The following is a 17,787-nucleotide window of genomic DNA, read 5'->3' as shown; positions in this document are numbered from 1 at the left end:
CGCCGGGGCGCCTGTCCTTGGTCTGGTCGTTCATTCGTCCTCAAAACGTCGATCCGGCCCGCTCGAAGACGTTCGATCTGGGCCTGGTCGTTCCCGAGGAGGTTCCCCCTCGGGGGCTCGGTTCTCTACCGGTTCGGTCAGCGTTCGACTCTCGATCGCTTCAGATCAGTTCGGTTGAAGTCAAGTCGTCGATCGGCTCGGGGGTCGATGTCGGTTGGTCGCGTCGATGTCGGTCGTCAGGTCGTGGTGATTTCTGGGCCATCGGTGGGAGAATGCAAAGCCAATGGCAATGGGGGAAAGGAACATCACCCCCGCACACGGAACGAAGCGTCAATCATGCCGGCCGAGGCCCCAAAGACCGCTCGTTTCCCAAGCAAGAATCGGCAGGGCAAGCAGCGACTCCCAATCCCCTGGGCTCCCCTCGCACGCGCCGATGCCCCGTTTCGGACTCGGCGAAGGCCCTCATGCCGCTGCCTTCGATCGCCACCGAGCCGATGACAAGACCCCGGGCCGGGTGATCGACTCGCAGGCAGATTGACGAGGGCAAACGGCCAACTCAGACCTCGGTTCGAGGTCTCAAACGCGTTGGGGAGGACTCCCGACCCGGTCCAACCCCCAAGGGAATGGTTCGATCCAGCAACGTGATCGTCAGCCCGTACCAGGATAGGCAAGGGGGGTCGTGGGCGGCCCGGCTCAGATCCGGCACCGGCACGATCCGCCAACAGTTGAATCGGTAGGATCGAAACCGCAACGACAGCGGAACTCCGATCGTGACGAAAAACTCCCTTGGCCGCTCCCGAACCTGGCCGGGTCTGACCGGCTCCGGTGGGTTCGGCTCGACGAACCGCCTCTCCACCCCACCGACGAGCAGCGATCACCGCTCCGAGGCCTCGGAGGTGGGAAGCGTTCTCCAGCGTCGTCAAAAGAAGTTCGTAGTGCAACTCGCGTTCCGAAACCTCGATGCAACCGAAACTCAACGACCGGCACCACGCCTGGCCCAGCCACGTTTGGAACCCGAACAACCTGAGTCTCAAAGGTTCAGGCGACCCGATTCCCGTTCCGACTCTTGGTCCGCGATTCCACCCCGCGCAATGATTCCGGGGCAGGCCGTCACCCGTCTCGCGAATGCGCCACCGCAAGACCGCCACGACGGTGGCGCACTACGGTCACTCGCACGGACGCCGCACCCAGACAGTGCGACCCGGCCCGAAATGCCCGTCGTCGTCGCCAACGAACACGACCACGACGATCCACCAGACAAGCGTTCCGCATGGAGTACGACGAAACCGCCGGACCTCCCGGAACCCTCACTCGGCGGATTGTGCTCATCTCGGGCCTTCTGACAAGCCCAGTTCCCGACGCCGATCGGTCGAATTACGACCGGCGAGGTCGAGATTCGCAGGCAACCCCGTTTCGATGCTCAGGGCGTCTTCCAGTCCCGTGCGGGGAAGCGCCTTTGGCGTGGGAACCGCGAAACGGAGCCGCTTGGTCGGAATGCAATCCTCAGGTCTTTTTCCGGCTCAACGGGCCGGGCATTGCCGATCGGCGGCAAGTCACACCGGCACTCGTCTTTTTTTTTCACACGCGATTGAGTCCGGTGATCTCACCGTGCTCATCTCTTACTCTGGCACGCCTCTTGAAAAAGATCAAGTCCCCGCCGCCGATCCTCTTTGCCCGAGTGTTGTCCGCGTGCCACCCAGACGCTCGCGCTCTCTCCGTACGCTTGTGCCCCCTTGAGGGTTCGATCCCCTCGGGATCAACCGTTCCGACCCTCGGAACGCCGCGAGCGAGGCGACGCTCGAATCGTTCCGATTGAGCCTTCTTCACATTATCGCCTGTTGCTGAATCGTGCCGAAGGTCACGAATGAGGCCCGCCCATGCTCACGTCCATTGCCCGGTCGTCGATTCCCGACGACCGGGAGCGTCGGCAGAAATTCTCTCCTCGGCGCGTGAGAATCCGAGCCATCGGCGGGCCATCGCGGCGACCTTCGGATACCGCCTTGCCGTGAAGTAGACCCAGCAGTGCCAGCGCGACCGGGCGATCCGACCGGCCACTCCGGCCCCCAACTCCTGCGGTGCCCACGACAGATCGGACTCATATCCTCGGGCAATCAGCCAGGAGCCGGCGAGCAAGGCCAGCACGGCTTGCTCCTCGGTCGAAAGCGCCTCGCGCCAGTCTCCCACCCGACTGAGCCGCAAATGATTGCCGTGAAAGAGTGTTTTCGCGTCCTGCCGAACGGTCTGAGACGGGTCGTCCGGATCGATCCCCTGCGCTTCGGCCTCGCGACGAACGGCCTCGACCCGGCGACGGTTCGCCTCGGGAGAGTAGGCCTCGGCAATCTCCTCGGCCTCGTCGATCGTCAGGGCGATCCCGAGGAATCGAGCAATCTCCAGCACACCGGCGGTCGGGTCGGCCACCAAATCCTCGTACCGCTGCACGAGCGCGCCGGGCCGGGTTATCCAGAACCGATCGTTGCTCAAAATCCGATGCACCAGCCCTTCGTGCATCAACGCCTCGAACGATCGGCCCATCTTGTGCCGCATCGAGTCGATCACGTCGCGCAGGTCGCGGTACGAGTAAACGGCCAGCGCGTCTCCCTCGGCCACGGCCTCGGCAAACTTCGGGTGCTGGTCGTGGCACTTGAGGACCCGAAACCGCCCCCGGCCCGGCACGGGGTCGTAGGCCGATCCCTCGACGTAGCCGAGCCGCTCCCCCTTGCGCCGCCATTCGATCAGGTGCCCGATGACCTCGTATTGCCAGGTCGAACAGGCCCGATACATTCCGCAACAGATGACGTCCATGAATCCTCGCTCCTTCGTCCCTGAACGAGCCGAGCCGGACGTCGGACCCTAGCCGATCCCCCCCGCAGCGTCCAGCCCAAGTCCGGACAGCGCGGGGAGATCGGGCCAAGCCATGCGAGCTTGCGGGCCTCAGGAGATCGCCAGGTTGAGATCGACCAGGGGGTCCGATCCGGTCAACCGCAGGTCGAACTTCTCCTGGAGAATCTGGAAGACCTTCGGCGTGATGAACCCCGGAGGATTCGGGCCAATCGTGATCCCCTGCACGTTGAGCGACAGCAAGGTGAGCAAGACGGCCACCGCCTTCTGCTCGAACCAGCTCACCACCAAGGTCAACGGCAGGTCGTTCACCCCGCAGCCGAAGGCATTGGCCAGCGCCAGGGCCACCTGGATCGCCCCGTAAGCATCATTGCACTGGCCCATGTCCATGAGCCTGGGCAAGCCAAGGTGCGTACCGTGGTCGCGGTCGAGAATCCGGTACTTGCCGCAGCCGAGCGTGAGAATAAAGGAATCCGAAGGGGTATTCGCCGCGTAGTCCGAGAAGTAGTTTCGTCCCGGCTCGGCCCCGTCGCACCCGCCGATGACGAAGAACCGACTGATCTGCCCCGCCTTCACCGCCTCGACGATCGTCGGCGCAGCGTCGAGCAAGACCGTCCGGTGATAGCCAACCTGGAACGTCCCTTGGCGAACCTCCGGCAAAGGCCCGCATTCCCTCGCCTTGGCGATCACCGGCCCGTAGTCGTCGCCGTTCAGCCGAGTGCCGCCCGGCACGGCCGTGAACCGCGTGGTGAAGATGCGGTCGGCGTAATCATCCTTCGGAATCAAGATGCAATTGGTCGTGGCCACGACCGGCCCGCCAAACTTCGGGAACTCCTGCTTCTGCTTTTGCCAGGGGCCGCCGTAGTGACCGGCCAGGTTCGGATGCTCCCGAAGCTTCGGGTACATGTGCGCGGGCAACATCTCGCCATGCGTGTAGACCTTGACCTCGGTCCCTTCAACCTGCTGCAACAGGTTCCAGAGATCGACCAGATCGTGACCCGTCACCAAAATGCCCGGCGCCGGCCGAGTGCCCGCCTGCACGACCGACGGCGACGGCTTTCCGAACGTCTCAACGTGCCCCTCGTCGAGCAGTTCCATCACGCGAAGGTTCTTCCGGCCCAGCTCCATCGCGATCTCGAACAGGCTCTCCAGATCGAAGTTCACGTTCGTCATCGTCGAGAACAGAGCCTCTTCGATGAACGCACTGACCGATTCGTCGCTCTTGCCCAGCCGTCGCGCATGATTCGCGTACGCCGCCATCCCCTTCAAGCCGTACAGGATCAACTCCTGCACCGACTGCACGTCGGCATCTTTGCCGCACACGCCGGGGCTCATCGTGCAACCGATTCCGTGGGCCGTCTGCTCGCACTGATTGCAGAACATCGTCGTTGACTCCCTCGATGTCTCAAGGAGACGCCCGAGCCGGCGACCGCCCGCTCCGCAACGCTCCGTCCGTCCAACGAACTCCCGGCCCCTTGCCCGCCCCGGCCCTCAGAACGAGCGATCATGACCGTTGCGACCACTCTAGCGACCCCAAAGAGAGATTTCAAGACCTCGATGTCTTGTTTTGGCTGATTGGTCCGAGTTCGGTGCTACGAGGCATCACGGGGTAGGCGAGTGTTGAGACCCTTGAGGTCGATCAGGCGCCTGAGGGGGCGGCGGCCTGGCCGAGCGTCACCTCGTGCCACCAGAGGGCGGCCTGGCGGTGGTCCCAGTCGCTGGCGGAGGCGCACGAGGCGAGCGCCTGTTCCAGCTCCGAGGCATCGGCGAAGCGGTCGGCCGGGGCCTTGGCGAGACAGCGGAGGATGACGGCTTCGAGGTCCTGAGGGACTTCGGGGCGGTGGGCCGAGGGGGGGGTGACGGGGTCTCGGGCGTGGGCGATCATCACCTGAACCGGGCTGGACCCTTCGAAGGGAGGCCGGCCGGTGAGCCAGTAGTAGGCGACCGCGCCGAGGGCGTAGAGATCGCACCGGGCGTCGAGCCCGCGCTCGCCGGTCGCCTGTTCGGGAGACATGTAGAGGGGTGTGCCGCTGACGGTCATGTCGGCGGTCAACTGGGCGGCGTCGGGCTCGTGGGTGAGCTTGACGAGGCCGAAGTCGAGCACCTTGACGAAGTCGCACAGCCCGCCACGCTCGGAAACATACACATTGGCCGGTTTCAGGTCACGGTGGATCAGGCCTTCGGCGTGGGCCTCGGCCAGCCCGCTACAGGCCTGGCGGAGCAGGTAGATGACGCGACCGGGGGGCAGGGGGCCGTGCTGTTCGACCAGTTCGGCCGAGCTCATGCCCGGCAGGTACTCCATCACGTAGTAGAAGGTGCCGTCGTCGGTGTGACCGTAGTCGTAGATCTCGATCGTGTTCGGGTGGGTCAAGCGGGCGGTTGTCTGCACCTCGCGTTCGAAGCGGGCCAGGGCGGTCGGGTCTCCCGAGGCGTCGGCCCGGATCAGCTTCAAGGCGCAGGGGCGCTTCAGGAGGGCGTGCTCGGCCAGATGCACCTCTCCCATGCCGCCGGAGCCGATCTTCCGCACCAGCTGGTACTGGCCGAACTTCTTGGCCTCGTGCACCTGAGTCCGCATCCGGTCGAACATCGCCGCGCCGTAGGTGGCCAGAAACACGCCGACGGCCACGATCAGGATGTCGGTACTCAGGGTCCGTTCGTTGGTGATCGCGGCAATCCGATCCAGAAGTTCCGGATGCCCGAGCTTCAAGGCCGCCAGCGTGACGACCGGCGCCAGCGCCATCGTGCCCACAACCCGAGCCGTGCCGGTCCATCGGTGGGGGATAAACAGGCCGTGCAGGATCATGTAGACAAACAGCGCGAACATCTGAAGCTGCGCTTCGAGAACCAGATCGACCATCGCTCCGGCCCGAGCGTTACTGAGGATCGACTGGTAGCGCACGGCCATCCACGAGACGATCAGGCTGCCAAAGAGCGCATATTCGAGCCCTCTCAGGAAGCGATTCGAAAAGTGAGGGCGGCTCCAGAGGACGCCCAGAATCACCCCGAGAACGGCGAGCCGGGCAATGTTGACCCCCGTGATCAGCCGCAAGGCCCCCGAGTCGAACGCCGCCTCGTTGACGAGCGACCAGACCAGCGTCATCGAGAAGATCACCAGCATCACAAAGGTGACCGTCCGCAAGCGGGAATGAAGCAGCGAGGTCGTCTCGGTCCCGATCGTCTGCGCCGCCCCGGCCACCAGCTCGACGTGGCCTCCTCCCTCCGGTGGGCCGCCGAGGGTGAAGTCGAGCGTCGGGTCGTCGGCAGAGGGGCTTCGGTGGAAGGCGATTTCGACGGTCGGGGTCAGCTCGATGACCTCGTCGCCGTTGGCTTCGGGTTTCGCAGACATCACAACGCCTCGCGTCGGTTCGGTGGGATACGGCAGCCTCGGCAGTTCAGGCGACGGGTCAGGGGTTCGGCTCAGACGCCGGCGTCTTCTGCTGGGGAAGGGCCTGCTTGGCCTGGTCGAGACCTTGCCGGGCTCGTGATTTCAATTCGCCGAGGGCTTCGCCGGCGCGCCGGCCGGTCTCGGAATCCCGGACCGCGTCGAGCGAGACCCCTTGGCCCTCCAGTTCGCTCGACACGTCCCCTTTCAGGGCGTTGACCTCGGTTCGGGCGCGATCGAGCGTTGAGCCGTTCTCAGCTCCCTCGCCGCTGGACAGTTGCGGGACGAACGCAAACGCCAGGATGACCCCCAGAATCCAGCCCATCGGCGCCAGCACCCGGCCCAACGCTTTCTTCGTCCGCTTCGGGTACTTGGACAGGTAAATGAACGTGAACGGCGGGATCAGGAACAGGATCCCCTGGAGCGGGTTCTCCTTGAACGGCCCGGCGACCAGGGCGAACCCTTCCAGCACGAGGCGGAGCAGACTCAGGACGATCACCCCCGTCGCCCCGAGCACCGCCAGGTCGCGGCGGTCGAGCACAATCGCCACCAGGATCAGAATCACGCAAGGGACCGTCAGCAGGTAGACCACGTCGCTGATCTGACGCACCAGGCCCAGCACAGCCCTCGCCTGACTTCGCCAGAGCCGCTCCAGAAACCCCGGCGTGCGAGCACTCGCCTTGCTCCCGACGGTCGGCAAGACCTTTTGCGACGCCACCAGCTTGTAAGAGGAACCCGGCGCCGAGTTCTCCAGCAGCAAATCGGGGTTGAAGCTGTACTGCTTCTGCAACGGAGGCGCCCCTTTGCCGAAGACCGGCCGCACCTCCTCGGTCAACGGTGCGAGCCCGACGTTGGAGGGGAAGCCCAGTCCTCCCCCGTCTGCCTGTCGGGCGCCGGTCCCCCGCACGGCACCGGCCCCGGCCGTGCTGAGGCTCGACAGCCGGAACATCCCGCTGGCGGCCACCTGCGCCGCCACGGGCTTCGAGGCGGGAATCGTCATCTGATGCTGGCACTTCTTGCACCGGCCGGTCTTGCCCGCAAGCGATGCGGGAACGGTGAACTGAGCGCCGCACCTCGGACACGCGAAATCGATGGTCATCACTGCGTCCCCGCTTCCAACCCAGGCGATCGCTGCTCGCCTCGTCACGCTTCAATCCGGTGGCGACTCACCGTCGGCACTGCGTCGTCCCGTCCCGTCTCGTCTCGCTTCGCTTCGTCCCGCTCGGCGGCCTCGTCCGAAGGGGTTCAATAAATCACCAGGCCGAGGCCCAGCATCAAGATGGCCCACCAGAGCGCCCCGGCATTCTCGAACTTCGCCAGCAACCAGAAGTACAAGGCCGCCAGCAAAAACGTCGTCCCCAGCCAGATCCGCCGGTCCTCCCAGGAGATCCCCATCTCCCGCAGCATCGACGGGTTCAGGTACACGTAGCTCAGACCGGCAATGCCCAGCGTGTAGATCACCGCCATCATGATCGGCTTTTCCATCAAGGAATCGCTCGACGTGAACGCCTTGACGAGTGCCGCGAGAAAGGCCCCCTTGATCACCAGGTAAAAAATCGCAACAGAGGTGAGCATTGAAGTGAGTTAATCTCGTCGTTTCAGAACACACCGATCTATCACAGTCTCTCAAGCTACTCGGTCGGATCGGCACTCTGCAACGGGGCAGCCCAAAGCAAACAAAAATTCAATGTTCGCACCCAATGCCTCCGCCCCTCGACGGCCCATCTCGCCCTCGTTTTGCCCGAAAGGGACCGAACGCGGTATCCTGATAGGATGATCTCACCCAGCACGAGGGCCAGGGCGGCGTATGCCCGGCAGATGGGACGAGACGAGACGAAACCTCGGGATCCGTGCCTCATGGATGACTCGATCGGTTCGCTCCTTCGAGACGATCCTTATCTCCTCAGCGGGCTGCTGTCGCTTCCCGTGGTGGGCCTGCTTTTCCTGCTCTTCCCCGCGCAACGGCCGATGATGCTCATCAGCGGGCTCAGCACGATCCCCCTGGCAGGGTTTGCCTTGATCACGGTCCCCGAGCGCGGCTGGTACTGGGCGCCGTCCCGTCTCGGAGGCATGGCGGCCGGTGTCGAGGATGTCTTGTTCCTGGTCCAGGCCGGAGCCGTCGCCTGGCTCGCGGCCGCCGCCGGAACCGGCAGGGTGTTCGCGTTCCGGGGCGCGGGGACGATCGCCGCCAAGCGATACCTCGGGGTCGTGCTGCTCGGCATGGCGACCATCGCCATCGGCTCCGTCATGGGCCTGGAGATGGTCAGCGCTTCGCTCATCGGCATGACGCTCGTCTTGCTCGCGATCGTCCGCTGGGAACGCATCCGGTGGCCGATGGTCCTTGCCGGTTCGGTCGGATACGCCCTCTACTACCTCATCGAGCTCCACCTTTTCATCCTGATCTGGCCCCAACTCCTCGACGACGGCGTTTTCGAAGGGAGCATCTGGGCGCAACGAGTCCTTGGCATCCCGGTCGGCGAACTAGTCTGGGGCGTCCTCTTCGGCGCGATTCACCCACAAATCGTCCTTTTCATCACCGCCACCCCGTCTCCCGATGACCGGGTCAATAGCTGTGCGGGTCCAGCCGCACCGTCCCCCGGAAGGTCCAGTAGACGATCGCCGTGTACGAAAGGACCAGGGGAGAGCCGATCGCCGCGACAATCGCCATGTTCCACAGCGTCTGCTGCGAGCTGGCGGCGTTGTAGATCGTCAGGCTGCGCTCGTCGGGGGCGATCGAGCTGGTCACGATGTTCGGAAAGAGCGCGATCCCCAGCAGGAAGACGAACGCGGCAATCGCCCCGCAACTGGAGGCGAACGCCTGCGACGGTTTGTGCAGGAACAGGCTGCGGGGGATGTTCGCAATCAACAGGATGTTGGCAAAAACCACGATCCAGGCCCACGGGTACTCCTCGAAATTGGCCGTCGCCCGGGGGATCGTCACCAGGGTCAGGATCGTGACCATCAGGTACGTCACCAGGAAGAAGCCGAACCCCGTCCAGGCGTGCCGGTAGAGCCGTTCGCGCAGGTCCCCTTCGGTTTTCAACAAAAGATAAATCGCTCCGTGCATCGTGAACAGGGCTACCGCCAGCACGCCGACCATCAAGGTATAGACCGAGAGGATGTCGAAGAACCCTCCCGCATACAGCGCCCGCTCATCCAGCGGCACCCCCGCCATCGCCGCGCCGATCGCCACCCCGAACAACAGGGTCGCCAGCAGGCTTGAGGCGAAGAAGCTGAAATCGAACACCCGCCGCCAACGCTGTGAGTGGCTCTTGCCCCGAAACTCGATCGACACCGCGCGGAAGATCAAGGCAAAGAGGACCATCATGAACGCAATGTAGAATCCCGAAAAGACCGTCGCATACGCCTCCGGAAAGGCCGCGAACATCGCCCCGCCGAAGGTCACGAGCCAGACCTCATTGCCGTCCCAGATCGGCCCGATCGAATTGATCATGACCCGGCGCTCGGTGTCTCCCTTCGCCGTCAGGTGCAGGATGCCGACCCCCAGATCGAAGCCATCCAGAATTGCGTACCCGGCCAGCAAGACCCCGAGCAGAATAAACCAGAGCAGGTTGAGATCCATTGAGTCGATCGCCTTTGTTGATGTGATCCGTGGTCACTCGCCGAAACCGCCGCCCACCGCTTCCCCCATTCACCTCAGCACCCGCCGGGGTCGATCAGGATGCTCCCTTCCCTTCACTCGGCTCCGGCGGCTCCTTCGCCTCGGTCAAAGACCCGGCATGATCGACCCGCGCCGACGCCGCCTCAAGCACATGAGAGCCAGAGTCGGGCGGTGTCTCCGCAATCGGCTCCGGCCCGTGCTGGATCTTGCTGTTGAGGATCATGATCCACAGGACGAACAGCAACGCGTAAATCAAGCCGAACATGATGATCGATCCCAGCACATGCTCGGCCGTCACCACTTCCGACAATCCATCGCTCGTCCGCAATCCCCCCTGCAACGTGCCGTCCACCACCGTCGGATACACGACCCACGGCTGCCGGCCCACCTCGGCCGTCACCCATCCCGCCTCGTTCGCCACAAACGCCGGGAAGACCGCGAAGACGAAGTACCAGAGCAGCCAGCGCTTCTCATACAAGGTTCCTCGCATCCGATAATACGTCGCCAGGACCGTCGTCGCCACGAACAGCATGCCGATGCCGATCATCAGGTGATACGCCTGAAACGTCAGCCAGACCGGCGGCATCCCGTAGTCCGCTTCCAGGTCGTTCAAGCCCCTCACCTCGGCCTCGGGATCGCCGTGCAAGAGGACACTGAGCATCCCCGGCACCTCGACCGCGAACTTCGTCCGCCGTTCCTCGCTGTCCGGCCAGCCAAAGAGCGACAGCGGCGCCCGCGACTGCGTCTCATACAGGCCCTCCATCGCCGCCAGCTTCGCCGGCTGATGCTCGGCCACCATCGTCGCCTGCGAGTGCCCCGAGGTCAGTTGCAGCAGCGACGACACCGTCGCCAGAATCAACGCCCCCGTGAACGACCGCTTGGCAAATTCCACATGACGATTTTTCAGCAAGTACCACGCCGAGATGCTCATCACGAAGAAGGCCCCCAGGATGAAGGCCCCGAGCCAGACGTGAATCAGGCGATCGACCGTTGACGGGTTGAACACCATCCCCCAGAAATCCGTGATCTCGGCGCGGGTGAACGTCTGCCCGTGGATCTCGTACTCCCGGATTTCAAATCCGGTGGGCGTCTGCTGCCAGCTATTGGCAATCACGATCCAGATCGACGAGAAGATCCCCCCGATCGCCACCATCACCGTGGCGAAGAAGTGCGTCTTCACCCCCACCCGCTCCCAGCCGAACAGGAGCACGGCCAAAAACCCCGACTCCAGGAAGAACGCAAAGATCCCCTCCGCCGCCAATGCCGAACCAAACACGTCCCCCACATATCTTGAATACGCCGCCCAGTTCGTGCCGAACTCGAACTCCATCACAATCCCCGTCACCACCCCCAGCGCAAAATTGAGGCCGAAAATCTTCGTCCAGAACTTCGCCGCCTGTTCATAAATCCGATCGTCTGGGCGAATCAGGCGCATGAACCCCAAATGCACCAGCACCATACTGATCCCGATCGTCAACGGCGGGAACAGATAATGAAACATGATGGTGAAGGCGAACTGCAACCGAGACAGCAGCAAGACATCCACGGCAACTCGGCTCCGTCGAGGACTCGGGGCGGGCGGCGATCGGGTCGTCAAGGGGCGCGCGTCCGGGCAAGAATCACCTCGTCAAGCCGTCGCTGAGCGTCCCCCTTGTTCTGGGATCATAGCGTCGTCTGCCGAGATTTCCATATCTGATCGTATTCTGTCCCCTTCGAACCGTGCGAACCGTGCGGACGCTTCGGAACGTTCAACGCATCCGACACGCTCGAACTGTCCATCTTCCCGGGCGCCTCAATTGCCCCAAAACCAGACCCCGCCACAAAATCGTGCAACAATCTCCCCTCCCCGATGCACTATGGAGGAGAGGACACCGGCACTCGGCGCACACCAATAGGGTAAGGAGGACCCGGGCTCATGGCGGGGAATCGGTCGAAGATGGCGGGGAGCGACTGGCGGACCCTGTTCCGCCTGGGGACGATGGGCGACTGGCCCGACGGCCGGTTGCTCGACCGCTTCCTCCAGCAGCCGGACGACGGCGGCGATGCGGCCTTCGAGACCCTCGTCCGACGCCACGGGCCGATGGTCTGGCGCGTCTGCCGGGGGGTCCTCTCCGACCGGCACGCCGCCGAGGACGCCTACCAGGCCACCTTCCTCGTCCTGGCCGAGCGGGCCGCCTCGATCCGCCGTCGGGATTCGGTCGCCAGTTGGCTCTACGGCGTCGCCCGGCGGATCTCCCTCCGATCCCTCGCCGACGCCCGATCCCGCCGCGACTCCGAGCGCCGTGCCGCCCGCCCCGAGGCCGTCGCCGTCCCCCCCCTCGCCGACGCCCCCGGCGACCTGGAGGCCTTGCTTCGCGAGCTCGACCGCCTGCCCGCCCACTACCGCGGGCCGATCGCCCTGCACGACCTCGGCGGCTGCTCCTACGAGGAGGTCGCCTCCCGGCTCGGCTGCCCCGTCGGCACGATCAAGGCCCGCCTGAACCGCGGTCGGGCCTTGCTCCGCTCCCGCCTTTCGTCCCGAGGCGCTTCCCCGACCCTCCCCGCGCCTGCGGCCCTCGCAGGCATCGTCCCGAACGCCCTGACGGAGCGGACCGTCCGCTCCGCCGTCTCCCTCTCGCTCGGCCGCGCCGCCACCGGGGCCGGCGTCGCCTCCCTCTCCCCCACCGTCGCGGCCCTGTCCCGAGGAGTCATCCACGCCATGTTCCTTGCCAAGCTGAAAACCACCGCCGCCGTCCTCGTCCTCGGCGGCAGCCTCTGCGCCGCCGGTGCCGCGGCCGTGGTCGTGGCCCAGGGGTCGAATCCGGGGAACCCTTCGGGCTCGACTTCCCGGGAGCCCTCACCCGTCCCGAATCGCCAGGCACCCGCCCTCTCTGCCGAGGCGATCGACCAACGGGCCGAGGCGATTGCCGCATCGCTGGATGACCCCGAGCGACGGGCGGAGGTCCTCCTGCGCCTCGGCCAGGCGCGGAGCCGGCGCGGCCAGTCCGCCGAGGCCCTCGAAGTCCTGAGACTGGCCCGTGATTCGGCGAAGAGAATCCCTGTGGAGGCCCTGGGCAACTCCAGACACCCGATCACCCGAATCGCCAGTGCCCAGGCCGAGGCGGGGGACCGCGATGCGGCGCTGGAGTCCTTCCGGGCGGCGATCCCGATCATCGAGGCAATGGACAATCATCGGCAGCGAAGTGAGTGGACGCGCCTCATTGCCATGTGGGGAAAATGGATAGGCCGGGAAGGAATTCGGGCCGTCGCCGACCCGTATCTCGCGTTCGTCGAACGATCGGGACTCGGTGAGCCCGAGGCGACCTTGATCCGAGTGGGAATCCTGACCCGTTCCGGCGAGGTTGCGCGGGCGATCCGCGACGTGAAGGCCGCTGCACACCTTCAATTCCCCGAGGGTGCTCCTGATCGGCGCCAAGCCCTCCTGGCGATCGCCGAGAGTCTGTTGCCCGAGGACGATGAATTCCTCACCGAGATCCTTGCCGAAATCGACACAACGATCCGGGCCGAGGGCGAACTGCAACCTGAACGCGCCGAGCAAGAACTTCATAGCAATCGTATTGATTTGAGCACCCTTGCGCAGGCTCTTGACCGGCATGGCCGGTTCGACGACGCCATCGAGACCATGATCAGGGCTGAGGGCGAACTGCAGCAGGAACGGGTTGAGCAAGAAACCTGGCGTCGCAATGGAGATTTGAGCACCCTTGCGCAGGTCCTTGCCCGACATGGCCGGTTCGACGACGCCATTGAGACCATTCGGCGGATCGAGATGAGCGGCCCATCGCACATGACCGAGATTTACAATCATATGAAATTATTCTTGCTTGCTTTGGTTGCGCAGGCCCAGCTTGATGGTGGTGATCAGGAGGGAGCCCGCGAGACGTTGGGTGAGGCCAGGGAGTCCATCGAGTCGATCGAGCGGCATGAGTTGAGGAGCTTCCCGATCCGGGTGGCGGCCGAAGAGTACCTCAGGCTCGGCGAGATTGAGGAAGCGGAAGCGCTCGCGGCGGAACTCGTCGAGCGAGGAGACGCGGACAGCAACGATTGGCTCAAGCTTCATGAGGCCAGGCGAGCGTCGGGCGATGATCTGGGGGCACGGGCCGCCTTGCGGAACGGGCTCGAACGTGCAGAGGCCGAGCTCAGGACGATCATCATCCGAGAGTCTTCCAGGCCTGATCGCTCAAACGGCTGGGATCCGTTGCTCGCCACGACCAACAGGATCGTGCTGGCGGCGTCGAATCTCGCCCGAATCCGCCTGAAGCTCGATGGGACTCGGGCCGCGATCGAGACGGCCGCGCAACTTCCCGAGAAAGCCAGGGACGAGTTCCTTCCCAACCTGGCGGCCCTGCTCGCAGAGGACGGGGAACTCGACGCAGCCCGCGGCGTGCTCCAGAGCATCGACGATCCCGAACTCCGTGACCGTGTCATCGTCCGCGTGGCGCTGGCGATGCCAGGCCCCTTAGAGACGGAGCCGCCGGCCGGCCCCGAGCCGGACGAGGTCCCGTGACCTCGGACGGCTCACATCGGCAAGGACCTGGGAATCGGAAGGGCGGGGCCGACACCTCCAGGGATGCCAAAGCCCCGCGCCCCTACCCCGGATCGTCCCGCTCAGAGCATCGGCCAGAGCCAGGCGCCGAGCATGGTCGCCCCCAGGCCGACGAGGCCCATGATGCCGGTCATGGGCGTGACGGTCTTCAGGCCTTCGGCCTCGGTCAGGCCGGACATCTGGAGGATGACCCAGAAGCCGCTGTCGGCCATCCAGGCGACGGGCTTCGAGCCGCAGCCGATCGCCATGGCGAGGTAGACGGGGTGGCAGCCGAGCGCCCCCGATTCGGCCAGGGGGGCGAGCACGCCGACGGCCGTGATCATCGCCACCGTGGCCGATCCCTGGGCCGATCGGACCAGGGCCGTCACCAGGAAGGCGACCGGCAAGACAAAGGCGGCCGAGCTGCCCCCCGCCATCGCCTCGATCGACTGAGCGACCCCGCCTTGCCGGATCGCCGCGCCGAAGGCACCGCCCGACGAGGTGATGAGGATGATCACCCCGCCCCCGGCCAGGGCACTCCGCACGGCCTCGGCCAGGGACTTCCGATCGACCCCCGGGCGGGCGATCAGCATGCTCATGGCCACTCCGGCGGCGATCGTCAGCGCCACGTTCTTGTCCCCAATCGTTCGCACCAGGGGGGTCACGGCCGCCACCCATCCGAGCGGCTCGGCCCCGTCGAGCCGCTCCAGATACGTGCTGAGCGTCACGTCCGAGGCGATCAGCAGGAAAGGGAGGACGATCGGCGTCAGGGCCAGCCAGAGCGGCGGCAGCTCGGAGTCAGGCTTGCGGATCACGGCTTCGAGATCCTCGATCGACAGGTCGGCCGACTCGCGCAAGGGGATGTCCATCCGGCGATTCAAGATCCGGGCGAAGGCGTACCCTCCCAGCGCCGCGATCGACCCAACCACCATGCCGGCGACTCCCATCGTCACCAGGTCCACGCCGAGTTCCCCGGCCACGAGCAACGGCCCCGGCGTCGGCGGGACGAGGGAGTGGGCCATCGTCGCCCCGGCCACGATCGAGAGCACATAGAGCAGGTAATCGCGGCGGCTCCGTAGCCACATCGCCTTGCCCAAAGGCATGATCAAGTAAAAGACCGTGTCGAAGAAGACCGGGATCGCCAGCACGAACCCGCTGCCCAGGAACGCCAGCGAGGCCCGAGCCTGTCCCACCAGGTTGACGGCCGACCGGACCACGCGATCGGCGGCGCCGCTGTCGAGCAGGCACTTGCCGATGATCGCCGCCATCGCGATCAGGATGCCGATGCTCGCGGCCGTGTCACCGAACCCCTCGGCCACGCGGGCCGCCGGGGTCGACGAGGCGAAGGCGTCGGCCCGCTTGGCGGTCCAGTCCCCGGCGGCGAGCCTCGCCTCGGGGATCGACCGGAGCGTCTCGGCCGGCGTCAAGGTCGCCACGACGAACGCCGCCAGCAGCAGGGCCAGGAAGGCGTGCAGGCGCAGGGCCAGGATGCCGAACAGGACCAGGGCGATGGCCAGGCCAAGGGTCGCGACAGGGTGCATGAGACGACACTCCCGAAGACGCTCCGACGCTCGGACACCATCACGTCAGGCCAGGCCCGTCAGCGGCAAGACGACGGCCAGCACCAGGCTGACGATCAGGCCGACCGTGCCAAGCACCAGGAGCAGGGGGGTCCAGCTCTTGAGCGCCTCGGCCTCGGTCAGCCCGCTCATCTTGGCGAAGACCCAGAAGCCGCTGTCGTTCATCCACGAACCGATCAACGATCCGCTGCCGATCGCCGTGGCCAGATAGGCCGGGTGATACCCGAGCACCGCCCCGCCTCCGGTCGGGATCAGGGCCGCGATGATCCCCGAGGCGGTGATCATCGCCACGGTGCTCGACCCCTGCGCCACCTTCAGGACCGCCGAGACCCCGAAGCCGACGAACAGCAGGATCAGGCCCGATCGCTTCGCCGCATCCGGAGCATCCCCCGAGCCGAACGCATCTTCCAGGACCGCGCCGATCTGAGCCTGCTGGAGCATCGCCCCGAAGGCGCCGCCCGCCGCCGTGATCAAGATAATCACACCTGCGCTCATGAGCGATTGTTCGACCAGTTTCGCGATCTCCTCGCGTCCGTGCCGCTGCTGCCGGACCAGCAGCAGCATGCTCACCGTGGCCGAGAGCAACAGAGCAAAGTTGGCGTCCCCCACCAACGACGCCACGTTCGAGGCCCGCCGCAGCGGCGTCTCCCACTCGTGCCGTCGCAGGACCGTCTCGGGGTAAAGTTCCTCCAGGATCAGGCGATTGGCCCGTTCCACCTCGGCCTCGGACAGCCGGGAAAGGTTCGTGGGGCTCAGGGCCTTCTCCGCTCCACGTTGATTGATGACAGCTTCATTTAAGACCAGGGCGATCGTTTCGGCCGAGGGGGTGTTGCGGTCTAGCTCGGCGTCGGTCAGGAGGGTGTTGAGCAAGGCCAGGGGGGAGTCGGGCGGGAGGTCTTCGGCCCCCAACGGCCCGAGGAAGCCGGCGGGATCGGCCACGTCTTCGGCGACGATCCGGGCGGCGTGCTCGGTATCGGCCATCGTCTTCAAGACGGTGTTCAGGGTAATGAGCAAGACCGGCAGAGCCACCGGCAAGATGGCCAGACCGAGCGGCGGCAGCAGCTCGTCTCGCGGCGGTTTCGGCTCGGTGATCCCGCCGATCGGCCGCATGGGCACGGGCATGCGCCGGTCGGCCCAGCCGCCGAACGCCAGGCCGGCCATCGCCGCCGGCAGGGCCACGGCAATGCCGATGAGGATCATCACCCCCAGATCGATTCCCAGGTTCGCCGCCATCAACAGCGGCCCCGGCGTCGGCGGCACGAGCGTATGCGTGATCGCTCCACCGCACGCAATGGCAAGAACATATTTGAGATAGTTCGTTCCCGTTCGCCGAAAGAGGGATCGGCCGAGGGGGACGAGCAGGTAGAAGACCGTGTCGAAGAAGACCGGCACGGCCAGGACGAACCCGCTGCCCATCAGGGCGGTCGAGGCCCGCTTCTCTCCCAGGACGCGGAGGAAGAAGCGGACGATCCGATCGGCCGCGCCGCTTTCCATCAGGCAGGTGCCGATGATCGCCGCCAGGGCGATGACGATGCCGATGGTTCCGGCCGATGCGCCGAAGGCCAGGGCAACCCGGCTGATCTTCTCGGCGATTGGTCCCGGAGCCATCAGGCTGACCAGGATGGCCGCGGTGATGAGGGCCAGGAAGGCATTGAGCCGCAAGACGAGGATCATTCCCACGACCGTCGCAATGCCGATGGCCAGAATGATCAACGGGTGAATCTCCATCGACGCCCTGTGCCTCCGCCGGTTCGGTCCGAGCCGATGGGATTCGGACGAGGTTGTGGCTGGGCCAGGAGGGGGCTGATCCCCTTCGGCCCACCGACCGCCCGAGCCGGCTCGA

11 protein-coding genes are annotated in these 17,787 nt (G+C 65.3%); 1 reads left to right on the top strand and 10 read right to left on the bottom strand.

Annotated elements, in window-relative coordinates; genetic code table 11:
• Nucleotides 1-1,881: 1,881 nt before the first annotated feature.
• The 8 genes from GA615_RS17240 to GA615_RS17205 all read right to left on the bottom strand — a co-directional run bounded on the left by GA615_RS17240 (nucleotide 1,882) and on the right by GA615_RS17205 (nucleotide 11,388).
• The gene (locus GA615_RS17240; protein ID WP_152052563.1) at nucleotides 1,882-2,802 is read right to left on the bottom strand and encodes a sulfotransferase domain-containing protein; all 921 of its coding nucleotides are present in this window, start codon (nucleotides 2,800-2,802) and stop codon (nucleotides 1,882-1,884) included.
• A 129-nt stretch (nucleotides 2,803-2,931) separates the two neighbouring features.
• Entirely contained in the window at nucleotides 2,932-4,221 is a 1,290-nt protein-coding gene (hcp, locus tag GA615_RS17235) for a hydroxylamine reductase (protein WP_152052562.1), read from the bottom strand.
• 256 nt (nucleotides 4,222-4,477) lie between these two features.
• The gene (locus GA615_RS17230; protein ID WP_152052561.1) at nucleotides 4,478-6,184 is read right to left on the bottom strand and encodes a serine/threonine-protein kinase; all 1,707 of its coding nucleotides are present in this window, start codon (nucleotides 6,182-6,184) and stop codon (nucleotides 4,478-4,480) included.
• Between the two features lie 58 nt (nucleotides 6,185-6,242).
• Nucleotides 6,243-7,319 carry a hypothetical protein gene (locus tag GA615_RS17225; protein ID WP_152052560.1) on the bottom strand — a complete coding sequence of 359 codons (1,077 nt, stop codon included), beginning with the start codon at nucleotides 7,317-7,319 and terminating at the stop codon, nucleotides 6,243-6,245.
• 146 nt (nucleotides 7,320-7,465) lie between these two features.
• Nucleotides 7,466-7,795, bottom strand: coding sequence for a hypothetical protein (locus GA615_RS17220; RefSeq protein ID WP_152052559.1), 330 nt, complete (start codon nucleotides 7,793-7,795; stop codon nucleotides 7,466-7,468).
• Between the two features lie 320 nt (nucleotides 7,796-8,115).
• Nucleotides 8,116-8,499 (bottom strand): hypothetical protein, encoded by a 384-nt coding sequence (locus tag GA615_RS17215; RefSeq protein WP_152052558.1) that lies wholly within the window; start codon nucleotides 8,497-8,499, stop codon nucleotides 8,116-8,118.
• A gap of 284 nt (nucleotides 8,500-8,783) precedes the next feature.
• On the bottom strand, nucleotides 8,784-9,803 hold the full coding sequence (cydB, locus tag GA615_RS17210) for a cytochrome d ubiquinol oxidase subunit II (RefSeq protein ID WP_152052557.1): 1,020 nt from the start codon (nucleotides 9,801-9,803) through the stop codon (nucleotides 8,784-8,786).
• A gap of 94 nt (nucleotides 9,804-9,897) precedes the next feature.
• Complete coding sequence (locus tag GA615_RS17205; protein WP_152052556.1) at nucleotides 9,898-11,388, bottom strand: cytochrome ubiquinol oxidase subunit I; 1,491 nt, start codon at nucleotides 11,386-11,388, stop codon at nucleotides 9,898-9,900.
• A gap of 369 nt (nucleotides 11,389-11,757) precedes the next feature.
• Between GA615_RS17205 and GA615_RS17200 the strand changes: the two genes are divergently transcribed.
• Nucleotides 11,758-14,346: a sigma-70 family RNA polymerase sigma factor gene (locus GA615_RS17200; protein WP_152052555.1), complete on the top strand. Its 2,589-nt coding sequence runs from the start codon at nucleotides 11,758-11,760 to the stop codon at nucleotides 14,344-14,346.
• A 101-nt stretch (nucleotides 14,347-14,447) separates the two neighbouring features.
• Here the strand turns inward: GA615_RS17200 and GA615_RS17195 are convergent, their stop codons facing one another.
• The gene (locus tag GA615_RS17195) at nucleotides 14,448-15,905 is read right to left on the bottom strand and encodes a GntP family permease (RefSeq protein ID WP_152052554.1); all 1,458 of its coding nucleotides are present in this window, start codon (nucleotides 15,903-15,905) and stop codon (nucleotides 14,448-14,450) included.
• A gap of 45 nt (nucleotides 15,906-15,950) precedes the next feature.
• Nucleotides 15,951-17,672: a GntP family permease gene (locus tag GA615_RS17190; protein WP_152052553.1), complete on the bottom strand. Its 1,722-nt coding sequence runs from the start codon at nucleotides 17,670-17,672 to the stop codon at nucleotides 15,951-15,953.
• Nucleotides 17,673-17,787 lie beyond the last annotated feature (115 nt).

The sequence above is a fragment of the Tautonia marina genome, assembly GCF_009177065.1.
Lineage (GTDB): Bacteria > Planctomycetota > Planctomycetia > Isosphaerales > Isosphaeraceae > Tautonia > Tautonia marina.
The sequence above is the reverse complement of the archived record's forward strand: the minus strand, read 5'-3'. Positions and strand labels throughout refer to the sequence as shown.

What these genes read in the sequence shown, in the direction of transcription:
- GA615_RS17240 (WP_152052563.1), bottom strand. Translation starts at nt 2,802, where the DNA reads ATGGACGTCATCTGTTGCGGAATGTATCGGGCCTGTTCGACCTGGCAA.
- hcp (WP_152052562.1), bottom strand. Translation starts at nt 4,221, where the DNA reads ATGTTCTGCAATCAGTGCGAGCAGACGGCCCACGGAATCGGTTGCACG.
- GA615_RS17230 (WP_152052561.1), bottom strand. Translation starts at nt 6,184, where the DNA reads ATGTCTGCGAAACCCGAAGCCAACGGCGACGAGGTCATCGAGCTGACC.
- GA615_RS17225 (WP_152052560.1), bottom strand. Translation starts at nt 7,319, where the DNA reads ATGACCATCGATTTCGCGTGTCCGAGGTGCGGCGCTCAGTTCACCGTT.
- GA615_RS17220 (WP_152052559.1), bottom strand. Translation starts at nt 7,795, where the DNA reads ATGCTCACCTCTGTTGCGATTTTTTACCTGGTGATCAAGGGGGCCTTT.
- GA615_RS17215 (WP_152052558.1), bottom strand. Translation starts at nt 8,499, where the DNA reads ATGAGCGAAGCGCTGACCATCTCCAGGCCCATGACGGAGCCGATGGCG.
- cydB (WP_152052557.1), bottom strand. Translation starts at nt 9,803, where the DNA reads ATGGATCTCAACCTGCTCTGGTTTATTCTGCTCGGGGTCTTGCTGGCC.
- GA615_RS17200 (WP_152052555.1), top strand. Translation starts at nt 11,758, where the DNA reads ATGGCGGGGAATCGGTCGAAGATGGCGGGGAGCGACTGGCGGACCCTG.
- GA615_RS17195 (WP_152052554.1), bottom strand. Translation starts at nt 15,905, where the DNA reads ATGCACCCTGTCGCGACCCTTGGCCTGGCCATCGCCCTGGTCCTGTTC.
- GA615_RS17190 (WP_152052553.1), bottom strand. Translation starts at nt 17,672, where the DNA reads ATGGAGATTCACCCGTTGATCATTCTGGCCATCGGCATTGCGACGGTC.